Genomic DNA, 15,812 nt, shown 5'->3' on the forward strand with positions numbered 1-15,812 from the left:
GAAACCCCGTGCACCCCCCCTTCACCCAGGTCGCCTCGGTACTCGTGGATCCGCGCACCGCGCGCGTCCACGAGGAGGGCTGGCAGTCCTGGAGCCCCAGCGGCGCCTACGCCCTCGACCAGGCGCCGTACCGTCCGGCCGACGGCAACTGGGCGACCGTCTGCTACCGCCCCGGCGTCACCGTCCCGGACGGGACCTTCCAGGGCGAGGGCCTGCTCGCCCTCGACCCCGGCGACGGCTCACCGGCCCGGCTGTGGGCCGCGGCCGACCCGACCCGCGAGGTGCCCTCGATCCGCCTCACCGTCCATGGTGACCTCGCCGAGATCGAGGCCGACGGCCCGGTCAAGGAGTGGACCGGCGCGGACATCGGGTCGGTGCTGGCCGACTGGGCCGCCGCGCTGGGCCTGCCCGCCCCGCGCCCGGCGCCGACCGTGTGGTGCTCCTGGTACGAGTACTTCACGGACGTCACCGAGGACGACATCCACGAGAACCTGCGGGCGATGGACACCCTCGACCTGCCCGTCGACGTCGTCCAGATCGACGACGGCTACCAGAGCGCCCTGGGCGACTGGCTCACCCTCTCCGGCCGCTTCCGCTCCCGGGCCGGCATCGCCGACGCCATCCGGGCCCGGGGCCGGCGCGCGGGCATCTGGACGGCGCCGTTCCTGGTGGACCCGGACAGCGAACTGGCCGCGGACCACCCGGACTGGCTGGTCCGGGACGCGGCCGGCGGCTTCGCGCACGCGGGCCGCAACTGGGGCCACGACCTCCGGGTGCTGGACACCACGCACCCCGGGGCGGCGGCCTTTGTGACCGACGTCTTCCGGACGCTGCGCGCCGAGGGCTACGACTACTTCAAGGTCGACTTCCTGTACGCGGGCGCGCTGGACGGCGTACGGCACGCCCCGGTCGACGCGCTGACGGCGTACCGCTCCGGCATCGAACTGATCCGTGAGGCCATCGGCGCCGACGCCTACCTGCTGGGCTGCGGAGCGCCGATCCTGCCCTCCATCGGCCTGTTCGACGCGATGCGGGTCAGCCCCGACACGGCCCCGCACCGGCGCCCCGAGGCGGACGACTACAGCCAGCCCGGCCAGGACCCGGCCGAGTTCACCGGAGCGGCCCGCCAGTGGCAGCACGGCCGGCTCTGGGTCAACGACCCCGACTGCCTGATGGCCCGCCCCGCGGTGGAGACCCGCGAGCGCTGGGCCGAGCACGTCGAGACCACCGGCGGCCTGACGGCCTCCAGCGACCGTCTGCTCTCCCTCGACCAGTGGGGCGTGGAAACCACGCGCCGCCTGCTTTCCGGAGCCGCCCGATGAAGCCCACCCTGTCCGTCCCGGGCATCGCCTACGGCGGCGACTACAACCCCGAGCAGTGGCCCGAGGAGGTGTGGGCCGAGGACGTACGCCTGATGCGCGAGGCCGGGGTGACCATGGTCAGCGTCGGCATCTTCTCCTGGGCCCTGCTGGAGCCTGCGGAGGGCGTGTACGACTTCTCGCGCATGGACCGGATCCTGGACCTGCTGCACGAGAACGGCATCGCCGCCGACCTCGCCACCCCCACGGCGGCCCCGCCCGCCTGGTTCTTCCGGGCCCACCCGGAGGCGCTGCCGGTGGACCGGGACGGCCGGAAGCTGTCGTACGGCAGCCGCCAGACGTTCTGCCCGAGCAGCCCCGCCTACCGCCGGGCGGCCCTGCGCATCGCCGACCAGCTGGCGCGCCGCTACGCCGGCCATCCGGCGCTGGCCATGTGGCACGTCCACAACGAGTACGGCTGCCACAACGCGGAGTGCTACTGCGACACGAGCGCCGAGGCGTTCCGCGGCTGGCTGCGCGCCCGCTACGGGGACCTGGACGCGCTCAACGACGCCTGGGGCACCACCTTCTGGAGCCAGTGGTACTACGACTGGGACGAGATCCTGCCGCCGCGCGCCACCGGCGCCGTCCCCAACCCCACCCACCAGCTGGACTGGCGGCGCTTCTGCTCGGACGAGCTGCTGTCGCTGTACACGGCGGAACGGGACGTGCTGCGCACGGCCACACCGTCGGTGCCCGCCACCACCAACTTCATGGTGAACTTCAGCTTCGAGGCGCTGGACTACTGGCGCTGGGCCCCGGAGCTGGACATCGTCTCCAACGACCACTACCTCCAGTCCACGGACACCGGGTCGCACATCGACATCGCCCTCAGCGGCGACCTCATGCGCTCGCTGGCGGGCGGACCGTGGCTGCTGATGGAGCACTCCACGGGCGCCGTCAACTGGCAGCCGGTCAACCGCGCCAAGGGCCCGGGCGAGCTGCGCCGCAACGCCCTCGCGCACGTGGCGCGCGGCGCGGACGGCATCGCCTACTTCCAGTGGCGGGCGGCGAAGGCGGGCGCCGAGCAGTGGCACTCGGCGATGCTGCCGCACGCCGGCACGGACAGCAGGATCTGGCGGGACGTGGTCCGGCTCGGCGCCGACCTGAAGGCACTGGCCGAGGTCCGCGGCAGCACCGGCACGGCCGAGGTCGCCATCGTCTGGGACTGGAACGCCCGCTGGGCGGTGGAGCTGCCCTCGCAGCCGAGCGGCGAGCTGCGCTACCTGGACCTGGTGCGGGCCTGGTACGAGCCGCTGTGGCGGGCCGGGGTGGCGGTGGACTTCGTCCGTCCCGACGCCGACCTGTCCGCGTACCGCGTGGTGCTGGCGCCCAGCCTCTACCTGGTGGACGACACGGGCGCGGCCAACCTCACGTCGTACGCCGAGCGGGGCGGCACCCTCGCGGTGGGCTTCCACAGCGGGGCGGTGGACGAGAACTGCCACGTGCGGCTGGGCGGTTACCCGGGCGCGTTCCGGGAGGCCCTGGGCGTGCGCGCGGACGAGCCGTTCCCGCTGCTGCCCGGCGAGCCGGTCGGCCTGGGCGGCGAGGTGCCGGCCGCGGCGACCGGCACGCTGTGGTCGGAGCGGCTGTGCCTGACGGGCGCCGAGGCGGTCGCCACCTACACGGACGGCCCCCTGGCGGGCGTGCCGGCCGTCACCCGGCACACGCACGGCGCGGGCACCGCCTGGTACCTCGCGACGCTCCCGGACCCGGCCACCCTCGCCGCGCTGCTCGGCCGGGTGCGTGCGGAGGCGGGCGTGGAGCCGGTCCGCACCGCGCCCGAGGGCGTGGAGGTCGTGCGGCGGCGTGGCGCCGACGCGGACTACGTGTTCGTGATCGACCACTCGGGCCGGGGCGCCGAGGTCTCCGTGGCGCCGGGCGCCCTGGAACTCCTCACCGGCAAGGAGACGGTGGGCTCGGTCACCGTGGCGCCGGGTGACGTGGCCGTCGTACGGGAGCCGCGTGCGAGGGTCTAGGCGCGGTTCAGCAGAGCCCAGGTGAACAGGGTGACGGGACGCTGCCGGGGTGTCCCGTCCACCGTGATGTCGACGGCCTCGTTGTAGAAGGCGAGCAGCCCCCTGACCGTGCCGACCGCGGGCAGGGGGTCCGGGTAGCTCCACAGGATGTTGGGGGGCACGTCCGCGTCGCCGTGCCAGGACCAGTAGGAGGCCAGACCCTTGTAGGGGCAGCGGCTGCTGTGGTCGGTGGGACGGAACAGGTCGAGGCGGACGTCCTCGGGCGGGATGTAGTACCGCGTCGGCAGGCCGGTCTCGAACAGCAGTACGGGCCGTCGGGTGTCCGCCGCCACCGTTTTGTCGATCTCGACCACGACGTGCCGGCTGCTCGGCAGGGCGTCGACGCGTTTGTGCGGGTCACGGGGGTGGACGAAGATCTCTTCCTCCTCCTCGTACCAGTGGTCCAGGCCCTGTCCCGCGCTCATGAACCAGGCGAAGGCGATGTGCCCGGCGAGGTCGCGTCCGGGGTAGGTCCAGGCCGCGTTGGCGAGCGGGCCGGCGCCGATGTCGAGGTCGTAGAAGATCCGCGCCCCGGCGTGCGCGCCGTCGGGCGGGCGGGCCGCCGGGCGCAGCAGGTCCGCGCGCACCTCGTCGCGCGGGAAGGCGTACTGGGGCACCTGCACCCCGGGCTCCCACACGAGCACGGGATGCCGGCTGTCCACGACGGTGACCTCGCCCTTCACCCCGCGCACCCAGCGGTCACTGGGCTCCCACAGGATGCCCTGAGGGGTGCTGCGGACGTTCCGGTCGGTGGGGAGTGTGGTCATACCCGCTCCTTGGGCTCACTCAGGAGCGTACGCCGGAACGGGGAAGTCCGGCTTCCTCAGCGGGCCGTCCGCAACGATCGAAGGCCTTGGCTCACGTCATGTGATCCAAGGCCCTGACCTGCGACTACGAAGTGTTCCTCGTGTCGGGACGACAGGATTTGAACCTGCGACCCCTTGACCCCCAGTCAAGTGCGCTACCAAGCTGCGCCACGTCCCGGTGCGTTCACCCGCGGTGGTCCGCGTGATCGCGCGAACAGCACTTTACCCCACGGGCGGGGGTGCGCCGAAGGGGGCGTCGGGGCGGGGGGACAATCGGTCGTATGGGAGAAGCGGGCGGATCATCCGGGCGGTCGGCGCGGACGCGGGACCGGGACGTGGCGGGGCGGGCGCGCAACGCCCGGCCCAGGGACGGGCTGGGGCGGCCCCTGCCGTACGGCGCCGAGGGCGTCGCGCGGCAGCCCGAGGGGGTCGTACGGACTCCCTCGCAGAGCGTGGCCGAGGCGCAGGAGCTGCTGGACGCGGGCAAGCCGTTCCACGCGCACGAGGTGTTCGAGGACGCCTGGAAGTCCGGTCCGAAGGGCGAGCGCGCCCTGTGGCGGGGGCTGGCCCAGCTGGCCGTGGGGCTCACGCACGCGGCCCGGGGGAACGCGACCGGCGGGGCACGGCTGCTGCGGCGCGGTGCGGGCGCCCTGCGGGAGTGGACGGCCCGGGCCGGTGAGCCGCGGCCGTACGGGATGGATCCGGCCGGGCTCGCCGCGTGGGCGGTGGGGCTGGCGGAGCGGGTGGAAGGCGGGGCCGCGGACGTGGATGCCCGGGCGGAGGCGCCCCGGCTGCGCGGGGGGTCGTAGCCCGGCCGCGGAGGCGGTGCGCCCGCTGTCGGTGGCGTGCGGCAGACTCGGGGACGTGCGAGAGATTCATGTCATCGGTATCGGCGCGGGCGACCCCGACCAGCTGACCCTTCAGGCGGTCAAGGCGTTGCGGAGCACGGACGTGTTCTTCGTGCTCGACAAGGGCGAGGTGAAGAGCGACCTGACCCAGCTCCGCCGGGACATGCTGGACGCGCACCTGCCCGAGGGCTCCTACCGGGTGGTCCGGGCGAGCGATCCGGAGCGCGACCGGAGCGCGGGCGGTGCCGCCTACTCGCCGGCCGTCGGGGACTGGCGCAGCGCCCGGGCCGACATCTACGAGCGGCTGATCACCGAGGAGCTGGGCGAACAGGAGCGCGGGGCGTTCCTGGTGTGGGGGGATCCGTCGCTGTACGACAGCACGCTGGGCATCCTGGAGGAGGTCCTCGCCCGGGGCAGGGTCGCCTTCGGGTACGACGTGGTGCCCGGCATCAGCAGCGTCTCCTCGCTCGTCGCCCGGCACCGCACGGGGCTCAACCGGGTCGCCCGGCCGGTGCAGATCACCACCGGGCGGCGGCTGGCGGAGGGGTTCCCGGACGGGGTGGACGACGTGGTCGTCATGCTGGACGCGCACCAGAGCTTCCGGCGGTACGCGGACCAGGACATCGACATCTACTGGGGTGCCTATCTGGGCACCCCGGACGAGATACTCGTCTCCGGTCCGCTCGCGGAGGCCGGCCCGCGCATCGAGCGGCTGCGGGCCGAGGCGCGGGAGCGCAAGGGCTGGATCATGGACACGTATCTGCTGCGCCGGCACCCACGGGACACCCCGCCCGCGCCGCCGGGGGACTGACGCGCCCGGGCGGGCCCGTGATCGGCCGGTCACGGGCCCGGCCGGTCACGGGCCGAGGCCCAGCCGCTCCAGCGCGGCCCGGACGTCGGGCACGGCGGTGACGCCGTCCGGCAGCGGGGGCCGTTGTACGACGACCACGGGCAGGCCCAGTTCCCGGGCGGCGGTCAGCTTGGCCGAGGTGGCCTCGCCGCCGCTGTCCTTCGTCACCAGTACGTCGATGCGGTGGTCGCGCAGCAGCCCGGTCTCGCCGGCGACGGTGAACGGGCCGCGCGCGAGGATCACTTCGGTGTCCGGCGGCACCGGCGGCTCGGGCGGCTCCACGGACCGTACGACGAAGTGCAGGCCGGTGAGGTGGGCGAAGGCCGCCAGGCCCAGGCGCCCGGTGGTGAGCAACACCCGGCGGCCGAGGCCGGGCAGGGCCTGCGCTGCCGCGGCCGGCGAGGGCACGGTGTGCCAGCGGTCGCCGGGGGCCGGCCGCCAGCCCGGGCGGCGCAGGACGACCGTGGGCACCCCGGTGGCCGCCGCGGCCCGTGCCGCGTTCGCCGTGATCGACTCGGCGAAGGGGTGGGTGGCGTCGACGAGCGCGTCCACGCGGTGCTCGCGCAGCCAGGCGGTCAGTCCGTCGGCCCCGCCGAAGCCCCCGATGCGCACCTCCCCCGCCAGCGCGCCCGGCCGGGACACCCGGCCCGCGAGCGAGGTGGTGACCCGGACACCGGGCAGCGCGGCGAGCCGGGCGGCGAGCCGGCGGGCCTCGGTGGTACCGCCGAGGACGAGGACGTGCGGGGACATGGGGGTGAGCCTAAGGTCCAGTCATGGCCTGCGTGCGTGGCGTGCTCATCGACATCGACGGGGTGCTGACCGTGTCGTGGCGGCCGTTGCCCGGCGCGGTGGAGGCGCTGCGGGCGATCCGGGAGGCGGGGCTCGCGGTGGTGCTGGTGACCAACACCACTTCCCGGACCCGGGCGTCGATCGCCGGGACGCTCGCGGAGTCGGGGTTCCCGGTGGGTGCCGAGGACATCCTGACCGCACCCGCGGCCACGGCCGCCCATCTCGCCGGGGCCCGGTGCGCGCTGCTGAACAGCGGGGACGTCGGGGAGGACCTGGAGGGGGTCACCCTCGTCGGGGACGAGGACGAGGACGAGAACGGGGGTCCGGATGTGGTGCTCGTCGGCGGCGCCGGCCCCGAGTTCGACTACGCCGCGCTGAACCGGGCGTTCGGGCGGCTGCAGCGGGGCGCGCGGCTCGTCGCCATGCACCGGAACCTGTACTGGCGCACCGAGGAGGGGCTGCGGCTCGACTCGGGGGCCTTCCTGGCGGGGCTGGAGGCCGCCGCCGGGGTCGAGGCCGAGGTCACCGGGAAACCGTCCCGGGCCTTCTTCGAGGCGGCGCTCGGCCGGCTCGGGGTGGCCGCGCGGGACGCGCTGATGATCGGGGACGACGTCGAGTCGGACGTCCTGGCGGCGCAGCGGCTGGGCATCACCGGGGTGCTGGTGCGGACCGGCAAGTACCAGGCGCGGGCGGTGGAGCGGGCGAGCGGGAGCCCGGACCATGTGCTGGACTCCTTCGCCGGCCTGCCCGGGCTGCTCGGGCTGCGGCAGCCGTCAGCGCAGTAGCAGCTGGGCGCCGCCCACCACCGTCGCGGCGATCACCAACTGCTCGAACAGTCGCTGGTTGATCCGGTTCACAGCCCATTTCCCGATCAACGCCCCGGGCACCACGAACGCGGCGAGCGCGGCGTCGAGGAGCAGCGAGCGGCCGTCGATGAGTCCGAGTGCGGCACTGAACGGCACCTTGGAGAGGTTCACGATCAGGAAGAAGAAGGCGGAGGTGCCCAGGAAGCCCAGTTTCCGGAACCCCGCCGACAGCAGGTACAGCGACATCACCGGGCCGCCCGCGTTGGCGACCATCGTGGTGAAGCCGCCGAGCACGCCGTACGAGCGGGCCTTCACGCGGCCCGCCCGGGTGGCGACCGAGTCCGGGCCGTCCTCGGTCCCCGCCCGGCGCCGCCGCCAGAGCGTGACCCCGGCCATCAGCAGCAGGATCGCGCCGATCGAGGTCCGTACGACCGCGTCGTCGGCCCACCCCAGGAACAGGGTGCCGACGACCACGCCGACCGCCACCGCCGGGAACAGCCGCCACAGCGTGGGCCAGTGGGCGTGCCGCCGGTAGGTGAGGACGGCGAGCACGTCACCGACGATCAGCAGGGGCAGCAGGACGCCGGTGGAGGCGCGGGCGGGCAGGACCGCCGCGAAGACGGCGAGGCTGACCGTGTTGGCCCCGCTGACGGCGGTCTTGGAGAAGCCCACGAGCAGCGCCGCGAAGGCGAGGGCGGCGAACTCCCAGCCGGATATGTGCCAGAGCGTCATCGTGTTCATGCGGGGACCGATGCTATGCGCACGCATCCCGGCGGCGTAAGGCGCGTCCCGCAGGCCGGAACTGCCAGGTCCCGTCCTAGTGCCGCTCGACCAGCACCGCGCTCCCCTGCCCGACCCCCACGCACATCGTCGCCAGCCCCCGGTCCGCCCCGGTGCGGCGCATGCGGTGCAGCAGGGTGGTGAGGATGCGGGCGCCCGAGCAGCCCAGGGGGTGGCCGAGGGCGATGGCACCGCCGGTCGGGTTCACCAGGTCCGGGTCGATGCCGAGCTGGTCGACGCAGGCGAGGGCCTGGGCGGCGAACGCCTCGTTGAACTCGGCCTCCCGCACGTCGCCGATGTCCCAGCCGGCCCGGGCCAGCGCCTTGCGGGTGGCGGGTACCGGACCGATGCCCATGACGTCCGGATGGACCCCGGCCGAGGCGCCGGCGACGTACCGGCCCAGGGACTCCAGGCCCAGCTCGTTCAGTGCCTCCTCGCTGACCAGCAGCAGTCCCGCCGCGCCGTCGTTCATCGGCGAGGCGTTGCCCGCGGTGACCGTCCCGCCCGCGCGGAAGACCGGCTTGAGCCGGGACAGCTTCTCCAGTGAGGTGTCCTCGCGGACGCACTCGTCGCTGTCGACGACGATGCCGTCCGGCCGCTCGACGGGCAGGATCTCGTCGTCGAAGTGGCCGTTCTTCCGTGCGGCGGCGGCCAGTTGGTGACTGCGCAGCGCGAACTCGTCCTGCCGGGCGCGCGGGATGCCGTGGCGTTCGGCGACCTCCTCGGCCGTCTCGCCCATCGACAGCAGTCCGTGCAGTTCCCTCATCGCCGGGTTGACCAGCCGCCAGCCGAGGCGGGTGTCGACGGTCTCGATGCGGTGCGGGAGTGCCTCGTCGGGGCGGGGCAGGACGAAGGGGGCCCGGCTCATCGACTCCGAACCGCCCGCCACGACGACGTCGGCCTCGCCGGAGGCGATGGCACGGGCGGCGGTGGTCACCGCTTCGAGGCCGGAGGCGCACAGCCGGTTGACGGTGGCGCCGGGCACGGACTCGGGCAGGCCGGCCAGCAGTGCGGCCATCCGGGCGACGTTGCGGTTGTCCTCGCCCGCCTGGTTGGCGGCGCCCCAGTAGACGTCGTCGATCCGGGCGGGGTCCAGTGCGGGGACGTCGGCCACCAGACGGCGCACGACGGTCGCCGCGAGGTCGTCGGGGCGTACGCCGGACAGGGCTCCGCGCAGCTTGCCGATGGGGGTGCGGCGGGCGGCCGCGAAATGGACGGAACGCACGACAGGGACTCCGTTCGGCACGAACCTTAATTAGCACTGCTAGTTTTAGACTATAGACCTCCGCCCCGGCCCCTGGGAAGATCCCCCCGGACCTTCGCCGAGGCAGCTGGAGGAGACGGCATGACCGACGTCCGCGCGCAGGTGCTCGCCGGGACCCGGGGCGCGGTCGGCGTCCGCGAGTGGGCTCGCCCGCGGCCCCGTTACCTGGCCCTGGTGGTGCACGGCTACGGCGAGCACGCGGGCCGCTACGCGGAGCTGGCCGGCGTGCTGGTCGGACACGGTGCGGCGGTGTTCGCACCGGACCACGTCGGCCACGGCACGTCGGCCGGGGAACGCGCGGTGATCGAGGACTTCGAGGACGTCGTCACCGATGTGCACGCCGTGGCCGCCCTGGCCCGCGCCGCCCACCCGGGCGTGCCGCTGGTCATGGTCGGCCACTCGATGGGCGGCCTGATCGCGGCCCGCTACGCGCAGCGGTACGGCGCGGAGCTGACCGCGCTGGTGCTGTCCGGCCCGGTGATCGGCGCCTGGGACCTGCCCGGACGGCTGCTCGCCCTGGACGAGATCCCCGACACCCCGATCAGCCCGGGCGCGCTCTCCCGGGATCCCTCGGTGGGTGCCGCCTACGCCGCCGACCCGCTGGTCCGGCACGGCCCGATGAAGCGGCCGACGCTGGAGGCGTTCGTACGCACCCTGGAGACAGTCGAGGAGGCGGGCGACGTCGGCCCGCTGCCGCTGCTGTGGCTGCACGGCGACGACGACCGGCTGGTCCCCCTGCCCGGCAGCCGGATCGGGGTGGAGCGGCTCAGCGGCGGCCGGCTCACCGAGCGGATCTTCCCCGGGGCCCGGCACGAGGTGTTCCACGAGACCAACCGGACGGAGGTCCTCGCCGAGGTCACCGCGTTCCTGGACCGTACGCTCCCCCGCTGATCAGGCACGTTTGCGACCATCGGCGCGGGGCACCCGCGCCGGTGAAGAAAACGGCCCACAACGACCATGGGGAGAAGCGCACGATGACCGTGGTGAAGAGCACGCTGCCCGACGAGGCAATCGAAGTCACCGGGAACGCCCTGCAGGAGACCCTGGTGGACCTGCTCGGGCTGTCGCTGATCGGGAAGCAGGCGCACTGGAACGTCGTGGGGCCGCGGTTCCGCTCGATCCATCTGCAGCTCGACGAGGTGGTCGCGACCGCCCGCGCCCACTCCGACACCGTCGCCGAGCGCGCCGCCGCGCTGGGCGTGTCGCCGGACGGCCGGCCGGAGACGATCGCCGCGACGTTCGCGCTGCCCGGCACCAAGGACGGCTGGCTGCGGGACACCGAGGCCGTCCGGCTGCTCGTGGAGTCGCTGGAGGCGGCCATCGGACGGCTGCGGGCGAGGATCGCCGCCACCGAGAAGGCCGATCCGGTCACCCAGGACCTGCTGATCGGCATCACCGCCGACCTGGAGAAGCAGCGCTGGATGTTCGAGGCCGAGAACTGGCCGCGCGAGGAGAGCTGACGGCGGCGGGCGCACGGCGCGCTCCACGAACGTACGGAAGGAAACACACCATGGCCGACGCCCTCGAACTCGACGCGCTGTGGGAGGACTTCCACCGCGTGGTGAACATGACCTCGCAGGAACTGGCGGCCTGGCTTCGGGTCCGGGACGCCGGCGAGGAGGCCGAGCCCCTGCCGGAGGACGCGGGCACGCCCACCGGGCAGCACGTCCTGGCGATCCTGCAGAAGCGGCGCACGGACCTCACCGACGACGACGTGCGGGTGATGTACAGGGTCGTGGACCGGGTCTCGGACCTGGTGGACGTGGACGACGAGCCCGAGCCCGAGGACACCCGGCTCCGGCACCGGCTGATGACCCTCGGCCACGACCCGCTCAAGCCGTAGACGGCCATGAGCCGGGCGCGGGAAGCACAGGAACGGGTCGCCCGGACGCTGGTGTCCGAGTACGGACGGACGTACGCCGAGGAGGCGGGCATCCGCCTCCGCAACACCCCGCAGCCGCTGTACCGGCTCCTCGTCCTGGCCCTCCTGCTCAGCGCCCGGATCCGCGCCTCGGTCGCCGTGGCCGCCGCCCGCGCCCTGCACGAGGACCGGCTGGACAGCCCGCGCCGCATGGCCGAGGCCTCCTGGCAGGACCGGGTGGACGCGCTGGGCCGGGGCGGCTACCGGCGCTACGACGAACGTACCGCCACCCAGCTCGGGGACGGCGCGCGGCTGTTGACCGAGCGGTGGGGCGGCGATCTGCGTCGGCTGCGGGCGGAGGCGGACGGCGACCCGGACGAACTCGCGCGGCTGCTCCGGAAACTGCCGGGCATCGGACCGGCCGGCGCGGACATCTTCCTGCGGGAGGCGCAGGGCGTGTGGCCGGAAGTCGCCCCGCTCCTGGACGGCAAGGCGCTGTCCGGGGCGGAGCGCCTCGGCCTGCCGAAGGACCGGGACCGGCTGGCCGAACTGGCCGGTGACGCCGAACCCGCCGTGCTGGCCGCCGCGTTGGTGCGGGCCGCACTCGACACAGGGGTGGCCGAGGACTGTCTCCGCCGGGCCGGCTGACCATGCGAAACTGCTCGCACACCCAGTCGAGCAGAGGAGCAGCGCGTGACCGCGACCGATCCGGCCGCCCAGCGGGTCGACAGCACCATCGACACCACCCGGCCGCATCCGGCCCGTGTCTACGACTGGTTCCTCGGCGGCAAGGACAACTACCCGGTCGACGAGGAACTCGGGCGCCGGATCACGGCCATCGAGGCCGGCGCCCCGCGTGCCGCCCGCGCCAACCGCGCCTTCATGCGGCGCGCGACCCGGCTGCTGGCCCGGGAGCGGGGCATCCGGCAGTTCCTGGACATCGGCACCGGCATACCCACCGAACCCAACCTCCACCAGGTCGCCCAGTCGGCCGCGCCCGACGCCCGCGTGGTCTACGTCGACAACGACCCCATCGTGCTGGCCCACGCCCACGCCCTGCTGCGCGGTACCGCCGAGGGCGTCACGGAGTACGTGCAGGCCGACGCCCGCGAACCACGCGCCATCCTCGAACAGGCGGCCCGCGTCCTGGACTTCGGCCGGCCCGTCGCCCTGTCCCTGATCGCGCTGCTGCACTTCGTCGCCGACGAGGACGGGGCACGGGACCTGGTCGACACCCTCACCGACGCGCTCGTCCCGGGCAGCTGTGTGGTGATGTCCATGATGACGGCCGACCTCGAACCGGAGAACGTCCACCGTGGCATCGCGGCGTACGCGGCGGGCGGGGTGACGCTGGTGGCCCGCTCGCACGGCGAAGTGAGCCGTTTCTTCACGGGACTCGAGCTGCTGGACCCGGGGATCGTGTCGGTGGCGGACTGGCGCCCGGAACTCGCCGACGACTTCGAGGCCGACCTCGGCCCGGGACCGATCTCGCTGTACGGGGGCGTCGCCGTCCGCCGCTGAGGGAACGGGTGGCCGTCGCCCGCGCCCCGGCCGTCGAACCGGCGGTGCTCTTCGATCCGGCTCAGTATCCGGGCAGCCGCAGCACCCGGCCGATGGTGCGCAGCACTCCGTTGTCGTTGTTGGACGGGGCGAGGTGCCGGGCCCGGCGGACGACCTCCGGATGGGCGCCCGCCATCGCGAAGGACCACTCCGCCGCGTCGAGCATCTCCAGGTCGTTGAGGTAGTCGCCGAACACCATGGTCTGCGCGGGGGTGATGCCCAGCTCCCGCTGCAGGCCGCGCAGGGCGGTGCCCTTGTTGGCGGTGCGGGTCATCACGTCGACCCAGTGCTCGCCGGAGACGACGACCTGGTGGGTGTCGGCGAAGCCGGCCAGCGCCGGGGCGGTGGTCCGCTCGGCCGGCCCGAAGTCGAACAGCGCCACCTTCAGCACCTCGTCGTCGACGGAGGTGACGTCCTCGACGATCCGGTTCTCGACGTAGTACTTGCGCACCTCGGCGAGGAAGGGCTCGTCGGTCCGCTCCACATAGGCGGAGCGCTTGCCGCAGACGACGGCGCCCACGTCGACGCCGTCCGCGACCAGCCGCCGTACGGCCCGCACGAGGTCGGCGGTGACGGCGGCGTCGAGCGGGTCCGAGCCGAGCTCCACGCCGTCGCGCACCACATAGGCACCGTTCTCCGCGATGAACGCCATGCCCTCGGACACGTCGGCGAACTCCCGGGCCAGCGTCGCGTACTGGCGGCCGCTCGCCGGGCTGAACAGCACCCCGCGCCGGCGCAGTTCGGCGAGCATCGGCCACAGTCCCTCGGGGACCCGTTTGGCGTCGTCCAGGAGCGTGCCGTCCATGTCGGTGACGACGAGCCGTATGTCGGCGGGGCCGGCCGGGAGGCCGGGGGTGGTGGCGAGGGACGCGGGCGAGGCGGGCATGTCCTGCTTCCGGTCGGGGGCGGGCGTACGCATCCAGTGTTCCTCATCGCGGCGGGTAGGCCAGATCACGCCCGCCGCGCGGACCGCTCTACGGCTCGGACGCCTAGGGTGTGGCCGAACCCCCTCAGGGGGAGCGAGTACACGCCATTCCCGGTTCCCGGAAAGTATGATCAAGCAATGTCTGACATGACCGAAACCACGCCCGGCTGGCTGTCCACGGACGAGCTGGAGATGGCCCGGGCCCGCATGCCGATCCTGTACGTCGAGGCCGTGCCCGTGCGTGTCGACGACAGCGGCGAAGTCACCAGCATCGGCCTGCTGCTGCGCATCGGGCCCGACGGGACGGTCAGCCGGACCCTGGTCTCCGGCCGTGTCCTGCACCACGAGCGGGTCCGGGACGCACTGCTGCGCCACCTGGAGAAGGACCTCGGCCCCGTCGCGCTGCCCCGCGTCCCGGCCTCCCTGCAGCCGTTCACGGTCGCCGAGTACTTCCCGACCGCGGGCATCACCCCGTACCACGATCCGCGCCAGCACGCGGTGTCCCTCGCCTACATCGTGCCGGTGGCCGGTGACTGCCGTCCCCGGCAGGACGCGTTGGACCTGGTGTGGTTCAGCCCGCAGGAGGCCGCGTCACAGGCCCTGCAGAGCGAGATGCCGGGCGGCCACGGGGTGCTGCTGAAGCAGGCGCTCGCCCATGTGGGCCACGTCGCCTGACGGCGGTGTGCGACCGGCTTTCACGAACCGACCTTCATAACAGGCCTCGGAACGCCCGGGCCAGGGTTCCCCGGGGAGCGTTCAGGTTGCGTTCAGGCTCCCGGGACCGGTGGGCAACACCTGCACCAGAAGCCTCAAAACAATGGCAAAGTGGGCTGGGGAATCGACAGTTGACCATGGGATCGTGCGGACCATGAGCACAGAGCACGTCCTCGGCCAACGGCCCCCCACGCACGCCCGCATACGCGAGGTCGCCAACGCCGCGAACAAGGTGCCCGAGGTCACCGTCTATTTCTGGATCATCAAGGTCCTGACCACCGGCATGGGCGAGACGGCGTCCGACTTCCTCGCGCATCTGCTCGGCCCGATCCCCGCGGTCGGTCTCGGCGGGGTGGGCCTGGTGGCCGCGCTCGCGCTCCAGTTCGCCGTGCGCCGGTACGTGGCGTGGATCTACTGGACGGCGATCGTCATGGTGAGCGTGTTCGGCACGATGGCCGCCGACGTCCTGCACGTCGGTCTCGGCGTCCCCTACACGCTCTCCACCCCGCTCTTCCTCGTCGCCCTGGCCGCCGTGTTCGCCCTCTGGTACGCCAGCGAGCGCACCCTGTCGATCCACTCCATCCGCACCCGCCGGCGCGAGACCTTCTACTGGGCGGCCGTCCTGGCCACCTTCGCGCTCGGCACGGCCGCGGGCGACCTCACGGCCACGATCGGCCTCGGCTACCTGGGCTCGGCGGTCCTGTTCGCGGTCGCCATCTGCGTCCCGGCCCTCACCCACCGCTTCGGCATCCTGGGCGCGGTGCCCGCCTTCTGGATCGCGTACGTCATCACCCGCCCCCTCGGCGCCTCGATCGCCGACTGGATGGCCCTGCCGGCCCGCCGCGGCGGCCTGGACTGGGGGCTCGGCCCGGTGACGCTGTCGTGGACGGTGGCGATCCTCGGCTTCGTCGCCTACCTGGCCGTGTCCCGCCGGGACACCGAGACCGCCTGACCCACCCACCCCGAAGGGCCTTCGCGAGCCACCGCTCGCGGGGCCCCTTCTCGTTCCCGGCGGGTCGACCGCCTCGGGATCCGGGCGACCGCCCGCACGGAGAGCCGGACGTGAGGAGCGGCCGCACGAACGCGACAGCGGGCCTGCCGTCATCGGCAGGCCCGCTGGTCGACACCGTCGGGACGACAGGATTTGAACCTGCGACCCCTTGACCCCCAGTCAAGTGCGCTACCAAGCTGCGCCACGTCCCGGTGCCGTCTGACCTGGGATTTTCCCCGGTC

Annotated in this window: 17 protein-coding genes and 2 tRNA genes; 12 read left to right on the forward strand and 7 right to left on the reverse strand. The window is 73.4% G+C overall.

All coding sequences use genetic code 11. From position 1 onward, the window contains the following. Positions 1 to 8 precede the first annotated feature (8 nt). Together ACFYMM_RS07185 and ACFYMM_RS07190 are read left to right on the forward strand one after the other, a co-directional pair. The gene (locus tag ACFYMM_RS07185) at positions 9 to 1,322 is read left to right on the forward strand and encodes a glycoside hydrolase family 36 protein (protein WP_388384742.1); all 1,314 of its coding nucleotides are present in this window, start codon (positions 9 to 11) and stop codon (positions 1,320 to 1,322) included. Next, positions 1,319 to 3,337 (forward strand): beta-galactosidase, encoded by a 2,019-nt coding sequence (locus ACFYMM_RS07190; protein ID WP_388384744.1) that lies wholly within the window; start codon positions 1,319 to 1,321, stop codon positions 3,335 to 3,337. Before ACFYMM_RS07185 ends, ACFYMM_RS07190 begins: the two co-directional genes overlap by 4 nt. Here ACFYMM_RS07190 and ACFYMM_RS07195 read toward each other — a convergent pair. Both ACFYMM_RS07195 and ACFYMM_RS07200 read right to left on the reverse strand, forming a co-directional pair. Next, positions 3,334 to 4,143, reverse strand: coding sequence for a DUF427 domain-containing protein (locus ACFYMM_RS07195; protein ID WP_388384746.1), 810 nt, complete (start codon positions 4,141 to 4,143; stop codon positions 3,334 to 3,336). The two genes, ACFYMM_RS07190 and ACFYMM_RS07195, sit on opposite strands and share 4 nt — an antisense overlap. Positions 4,144 to 4,286: 143 nt before the next feature. Further along, a tRNA-Pro gene (locus ACFYMM_RS07200) sits at positions 4,287 to 4,360 on the reverse strand. A gap of 103 nt (positions 4,361 to 4,463) precedes the next feature. Here ACFYMM_RS07200 and ACFYMM_RS07205 point away from each other — a divergent pair. After that, positions 4,464 to 4,991 carry a DUF309 domain-containing protein gene (locus ACFYMM_RS07205; protein ID WP_388384748.1) on the forward strand — a complete coding sequence of 176 codons (528 nt, stop codon included), beginning with the start codon at positions 4,464 to 4,466 and terminating at the stop codon, positions 4,989 to 4,991. Positions 4,992 to 5,046: 55 nt separating this feature from the next. Further along, positions 5,047 to 5,841: a precorrin-6A synthase (deacetylating) gene (cobF, locus tag ACFYMM_RS07210; protein ID WP_388384749.1), complete on the forward strand. Its 795-nt coding sequence runs from the start codon at positions 5,047 to 5,049 to the stop codon at positions 5,839 to 5,841. 45 nt (positions 5,842 to 5,886) lie between these two features. On the opposite strand, the gene ACFYMM_RS07215 is transcribed toward cobF, so the two are convergent. Further along, the gene (locus ACFYMM_RS07215; RefSeq protein WP_388384751.1) at positions 5,887 to 6,630 is read right to left on the reverse strand and encodes a cobalt-precorrin-6A reductase; all 744 of its coding nucleotides are present in this window, start codon (positions 6,628 to 6,630) and stop codon (positions 5,887 to 5,889) included. 23 nt (positions 6,631 to 6,653) lie between these two features. Here ACFYMM_RS07215 and ACFYMM_RS07220 point away from each other — a divergent pair, with 23 nt between their 5' ends. Next, complete coding sequence (locus tag ACFYMM_RS07220; protein ID WP_388384753.1) at positions 6,654 to 7,454, forward strand: HAD-IIA family hydrolase; 801 nt, start codon at positions 6,654 to 6,656, stop codon at positions 7,452 to 7,454. Here ACFYMM_RS07220 and ACFYMM_RS07225 read toward each other — a convergent pair. Next, entirely contained in the window at positions 7,443 to 8,216 is a 774-nt protein-coding gene (locus ACFYMM_RS07225; RefSeq protein WP_388384755.1) for a sulfite exporter TauE/SafE family protein, read from the reverse strand. The genes ACFYMM_RS07220 and ACFYMM_RS07225 overlap by 12 nt on opposite strands. 76 nt (positions 8,217 to 8,292) lie before the next feature. Next, positions 8,293 to 9,480: a thiolase family protein gene (locus ACFYMM_RS07230; RefSeq protein ID WP_388384756.1), complete on the reverse strand. Its 1,188-nt coding sequence runs from the start codon at positions 9,478 to 9,480 to the stop codon at positions 8,293 to 8,295. 120 nt (positions 9,481 to 9,600) lie between these two features. On the opposite strand from ACFYMM_RS07230, the gene ACFYMM_RS07235 reads away from it, so the two are divergent. The 5 genes from ACFYMM_RS07235 to ACFYMM_RS07255 all read left to right on the forward strand — a co-directional run bounded on the left by ACFYMM_RS07235 (position 9,601) and on the right by ACFYMM_RS07255 (position 12,901). Beyond that, positions 9,601 to 10,410: an alpha/beta hydrolase gene (locus ACFYMM_RS07235; protein ID WP_388384758.1), complete on the forward strand. Its 810-nt coding sequence runs from the start codon at positions 9,601 to 9,603 to the stop codon at positions 10,408 to 10,410. Between the two features lie 83 nt (positions 10,411 to 10,493). Next, positions 10,494 to 10,979, forward strand: a complete 486-nt coding sequence (locus ACFYMM_RS07240) for a Dps family protein (RefSeq protein WP_388384760.1) — start codon at positions 10,494 to 10,496, stop codon at positions 10,977 to 10,979. Positions 10,980 to 11,029: 50 nt separating this feature from the next. Next, positions 11,030 to 11,362, forward strand: coding sequence for a DUF3140 domain-containing protein (locus ACFYMM_RS07245; protein ID WP_388384762.1), 333 nt, complete (start codon positions 11,030 to 11,032; stop codon positions 11,360 to 11,362). 6 nt (positions 11,363 to 11,368) lie between these two features. Continuing rightward, the gene (locus tag ACFYMM_RS07250; RefSeq protein ID WP_388384764.1) at positions 11,369 to 12,028 is read left to right on the forward strand and encodes an endonuclease; all 660 of its coding nucleotides are present in this window, start codon (positions 11,369 to 11,371) and stop codon (positions 12,026 to 12,028) included. A gap of 45 nt (positions 12,029 to 12,073) precedes the next feature. Next, on the forward strand, positions 12,074 to 12,901 hold the full coding sequence (locus ACFYMM_RS07255; RefSeq protein WP_388384766.1) for an SAM-dependent methyltransferase: 828 nt from the start codon (positions 12,074 to 12,076) through the stop codon (positions 12,899 to 12,901). A gap of 61 nt (positions 12,902 to 12,962) precedes the next feature. On the opposite strand, the gene ACFYMM_RS07260 is transcribed toward ACFYMM_RS07255, so the two are convergent. Further along, positions 12,963 to 13,826 carry a Cof-type HAD-IIB family hydrolase gene (locus tag ACFYMM_RS07260; RefSeq protein WP_388385284.1) on the reverse strand — a complete coding sequence of 288 codons (864 nt, stop codon included), beginning with the start codon at positions 13,824 to 13,826 and terminating at the stop codon, positions 12,963 to 12,965. Positions 13,827 to 14,012: 186 nt separating this feature from the next. On the opposite strand from ACFYMM_RS07260, the gene ACFYMM_RS07265 reads away from it, so the two are divergent. Continuing rightward, positions 14,013 to 14,540 carry an NUDIX hydrolase family protein gene (locus ACFYMM_RS07265; protein ID WP_388385285.1) on the forward strand — a complete coding sequence of 176 codons (528 nt, stop codon included), beginning with the start codon at positions 14,013 to 14,015 and terminating at the stop codon, positions 14,538 to 14,540. Positions 14,541 to 14,733: 193 nt separating this feature from the next. Beyond that, complete coding sequence (locus ACFYMM_RS07270; RefSeq protein WP_388384768.1) at positions 14,734 to 15,531, forward strand: hypothetical protein; 798 nt, start codon at positions 14,734 to 14,736, stop codon at positions 15,529 to 15,531. Positions 15,532 to 15,708: 177 nt separating this feature from the next. Here ACFYMM_RS07270 and ACFYMM_RS07275 read toward each other — a convergent pair. After that, positions 15,709 to 15,782 (reverse strand) — tRNA-Pro (locus ACFYMM_RS07275). Positions 15,783 to 15,812 lie beyond the last annotated feature (30 nt).

The organism is Streptomyces sp. NPDC006739 (assembly GCF_042869815.1).
GTDB lineage: Bacteria > Actinomycetota > Actinomycetes > Streptomycetales > Streptomycetaceae > Streptomyces.

What these genes read in the sequence shown, in the direction of transcription:
- ACFYMM_RS07190 (WP_388384744.1), top strand. Translation starts at nt 1,319, where the DNA reads ATGAAGCCCACCCTGTCCGTCCCGGGCATCGCCTACGGCGGCGACTAC.
- ACFYMM_RS07195 (WP_388384746.1), bottom strand. Translation starts at nt 4,143, where the DNA reads ATGACCACACTCCCCACCGACCGGAACGTCCGCAGCACCCCTCAGGGC.
- ACFYMM_RS07205 (WP_388384748.1), top strand. Translation starts at nt 4,464, where the DNA reads ATGGGAGAAGCGGGCGGATCATCCGGGCGGTCGGCGCGGACGCGGGAC.
- ACFYMM_RS07215 (WP_388384751.1), bottom strand. Translation starts at nt 6,630, where the DNA reads ATGTCCCCGCACGTCCTCGTCCTCGGCGGTACCACCGAGGCCCGCCGG.
- ACFYMM_RS07220 (WP_388384753.1), top strand. Translation starts at nt 6,654, where the DNA reads ATGGCCTGCGTGCGTGGCGTGCTCATCGACATCGACGGGGTGCTGACC.
- ACFYMM_RS07225 (WP_388384755.1), bottom strand. Translation starts at nt 8,216, where the DNA reads ATGAACACGATGACGCTCTGGCACATATCCGGCTGGGAGTTCGCCGCC.
- ACFYMM_RS07235 (WP_388384758.1), top strand. Translation starts at nt 9,601, where the DNA reads ATGACCGACGTCCGCGCGCAGGTGCTCGCCGGGACCCGGGGCGCGGTC.
- ACFYMM_RS07240 (WP_388384760.1), top strand. Translation starts at nt 10,494, where the DNA reads ATGACCGTGGTGAAGAGCACGCTGCCCGACGAGGCAATCGAAGTCACC.
- ACFYMM_RS07245 (WP_388384762.1), top strand. Translation starts at nt 11,030, where the DNA reads ATGGCCGACGCCCTCGAACTCGACGCGCTGTGGGAGGACTTCCACCGC.
- ACFYMM_RS07250 (WP_388384764.1), top strand. Translation starts at nt 11,369, where the DNA reads ATGAGCCGGGCGCGGGAAGCACAGGAACGGGTCGCCCGGACGCTGGTG.
- ACFYMM_RS07260 (WP_388385284.1), bottom strand. Translation starts at nt 13,826, where the DNA reads ATGCCCGCCTCGCCCGCGTCCCTCGCCACCACCCCCGGCCTCCCGGCC.
- ACFYMM_RS07265 (WP_388385285.1), top strand. Translation starts at nt 14,013, where the DNA reads ATGACCGAAACCACGCCCGGCTGGCTGTCCACGGACGAGCTGGAGATG.
- ACFYMM_RS07270 (WP_388384768.1), top strand. Translation starts at nt 14,734, where the DNA reads ATGAGCACAGAGCACGTCCTCGGCCAACGGCCCCCCACGCACGCCCGC.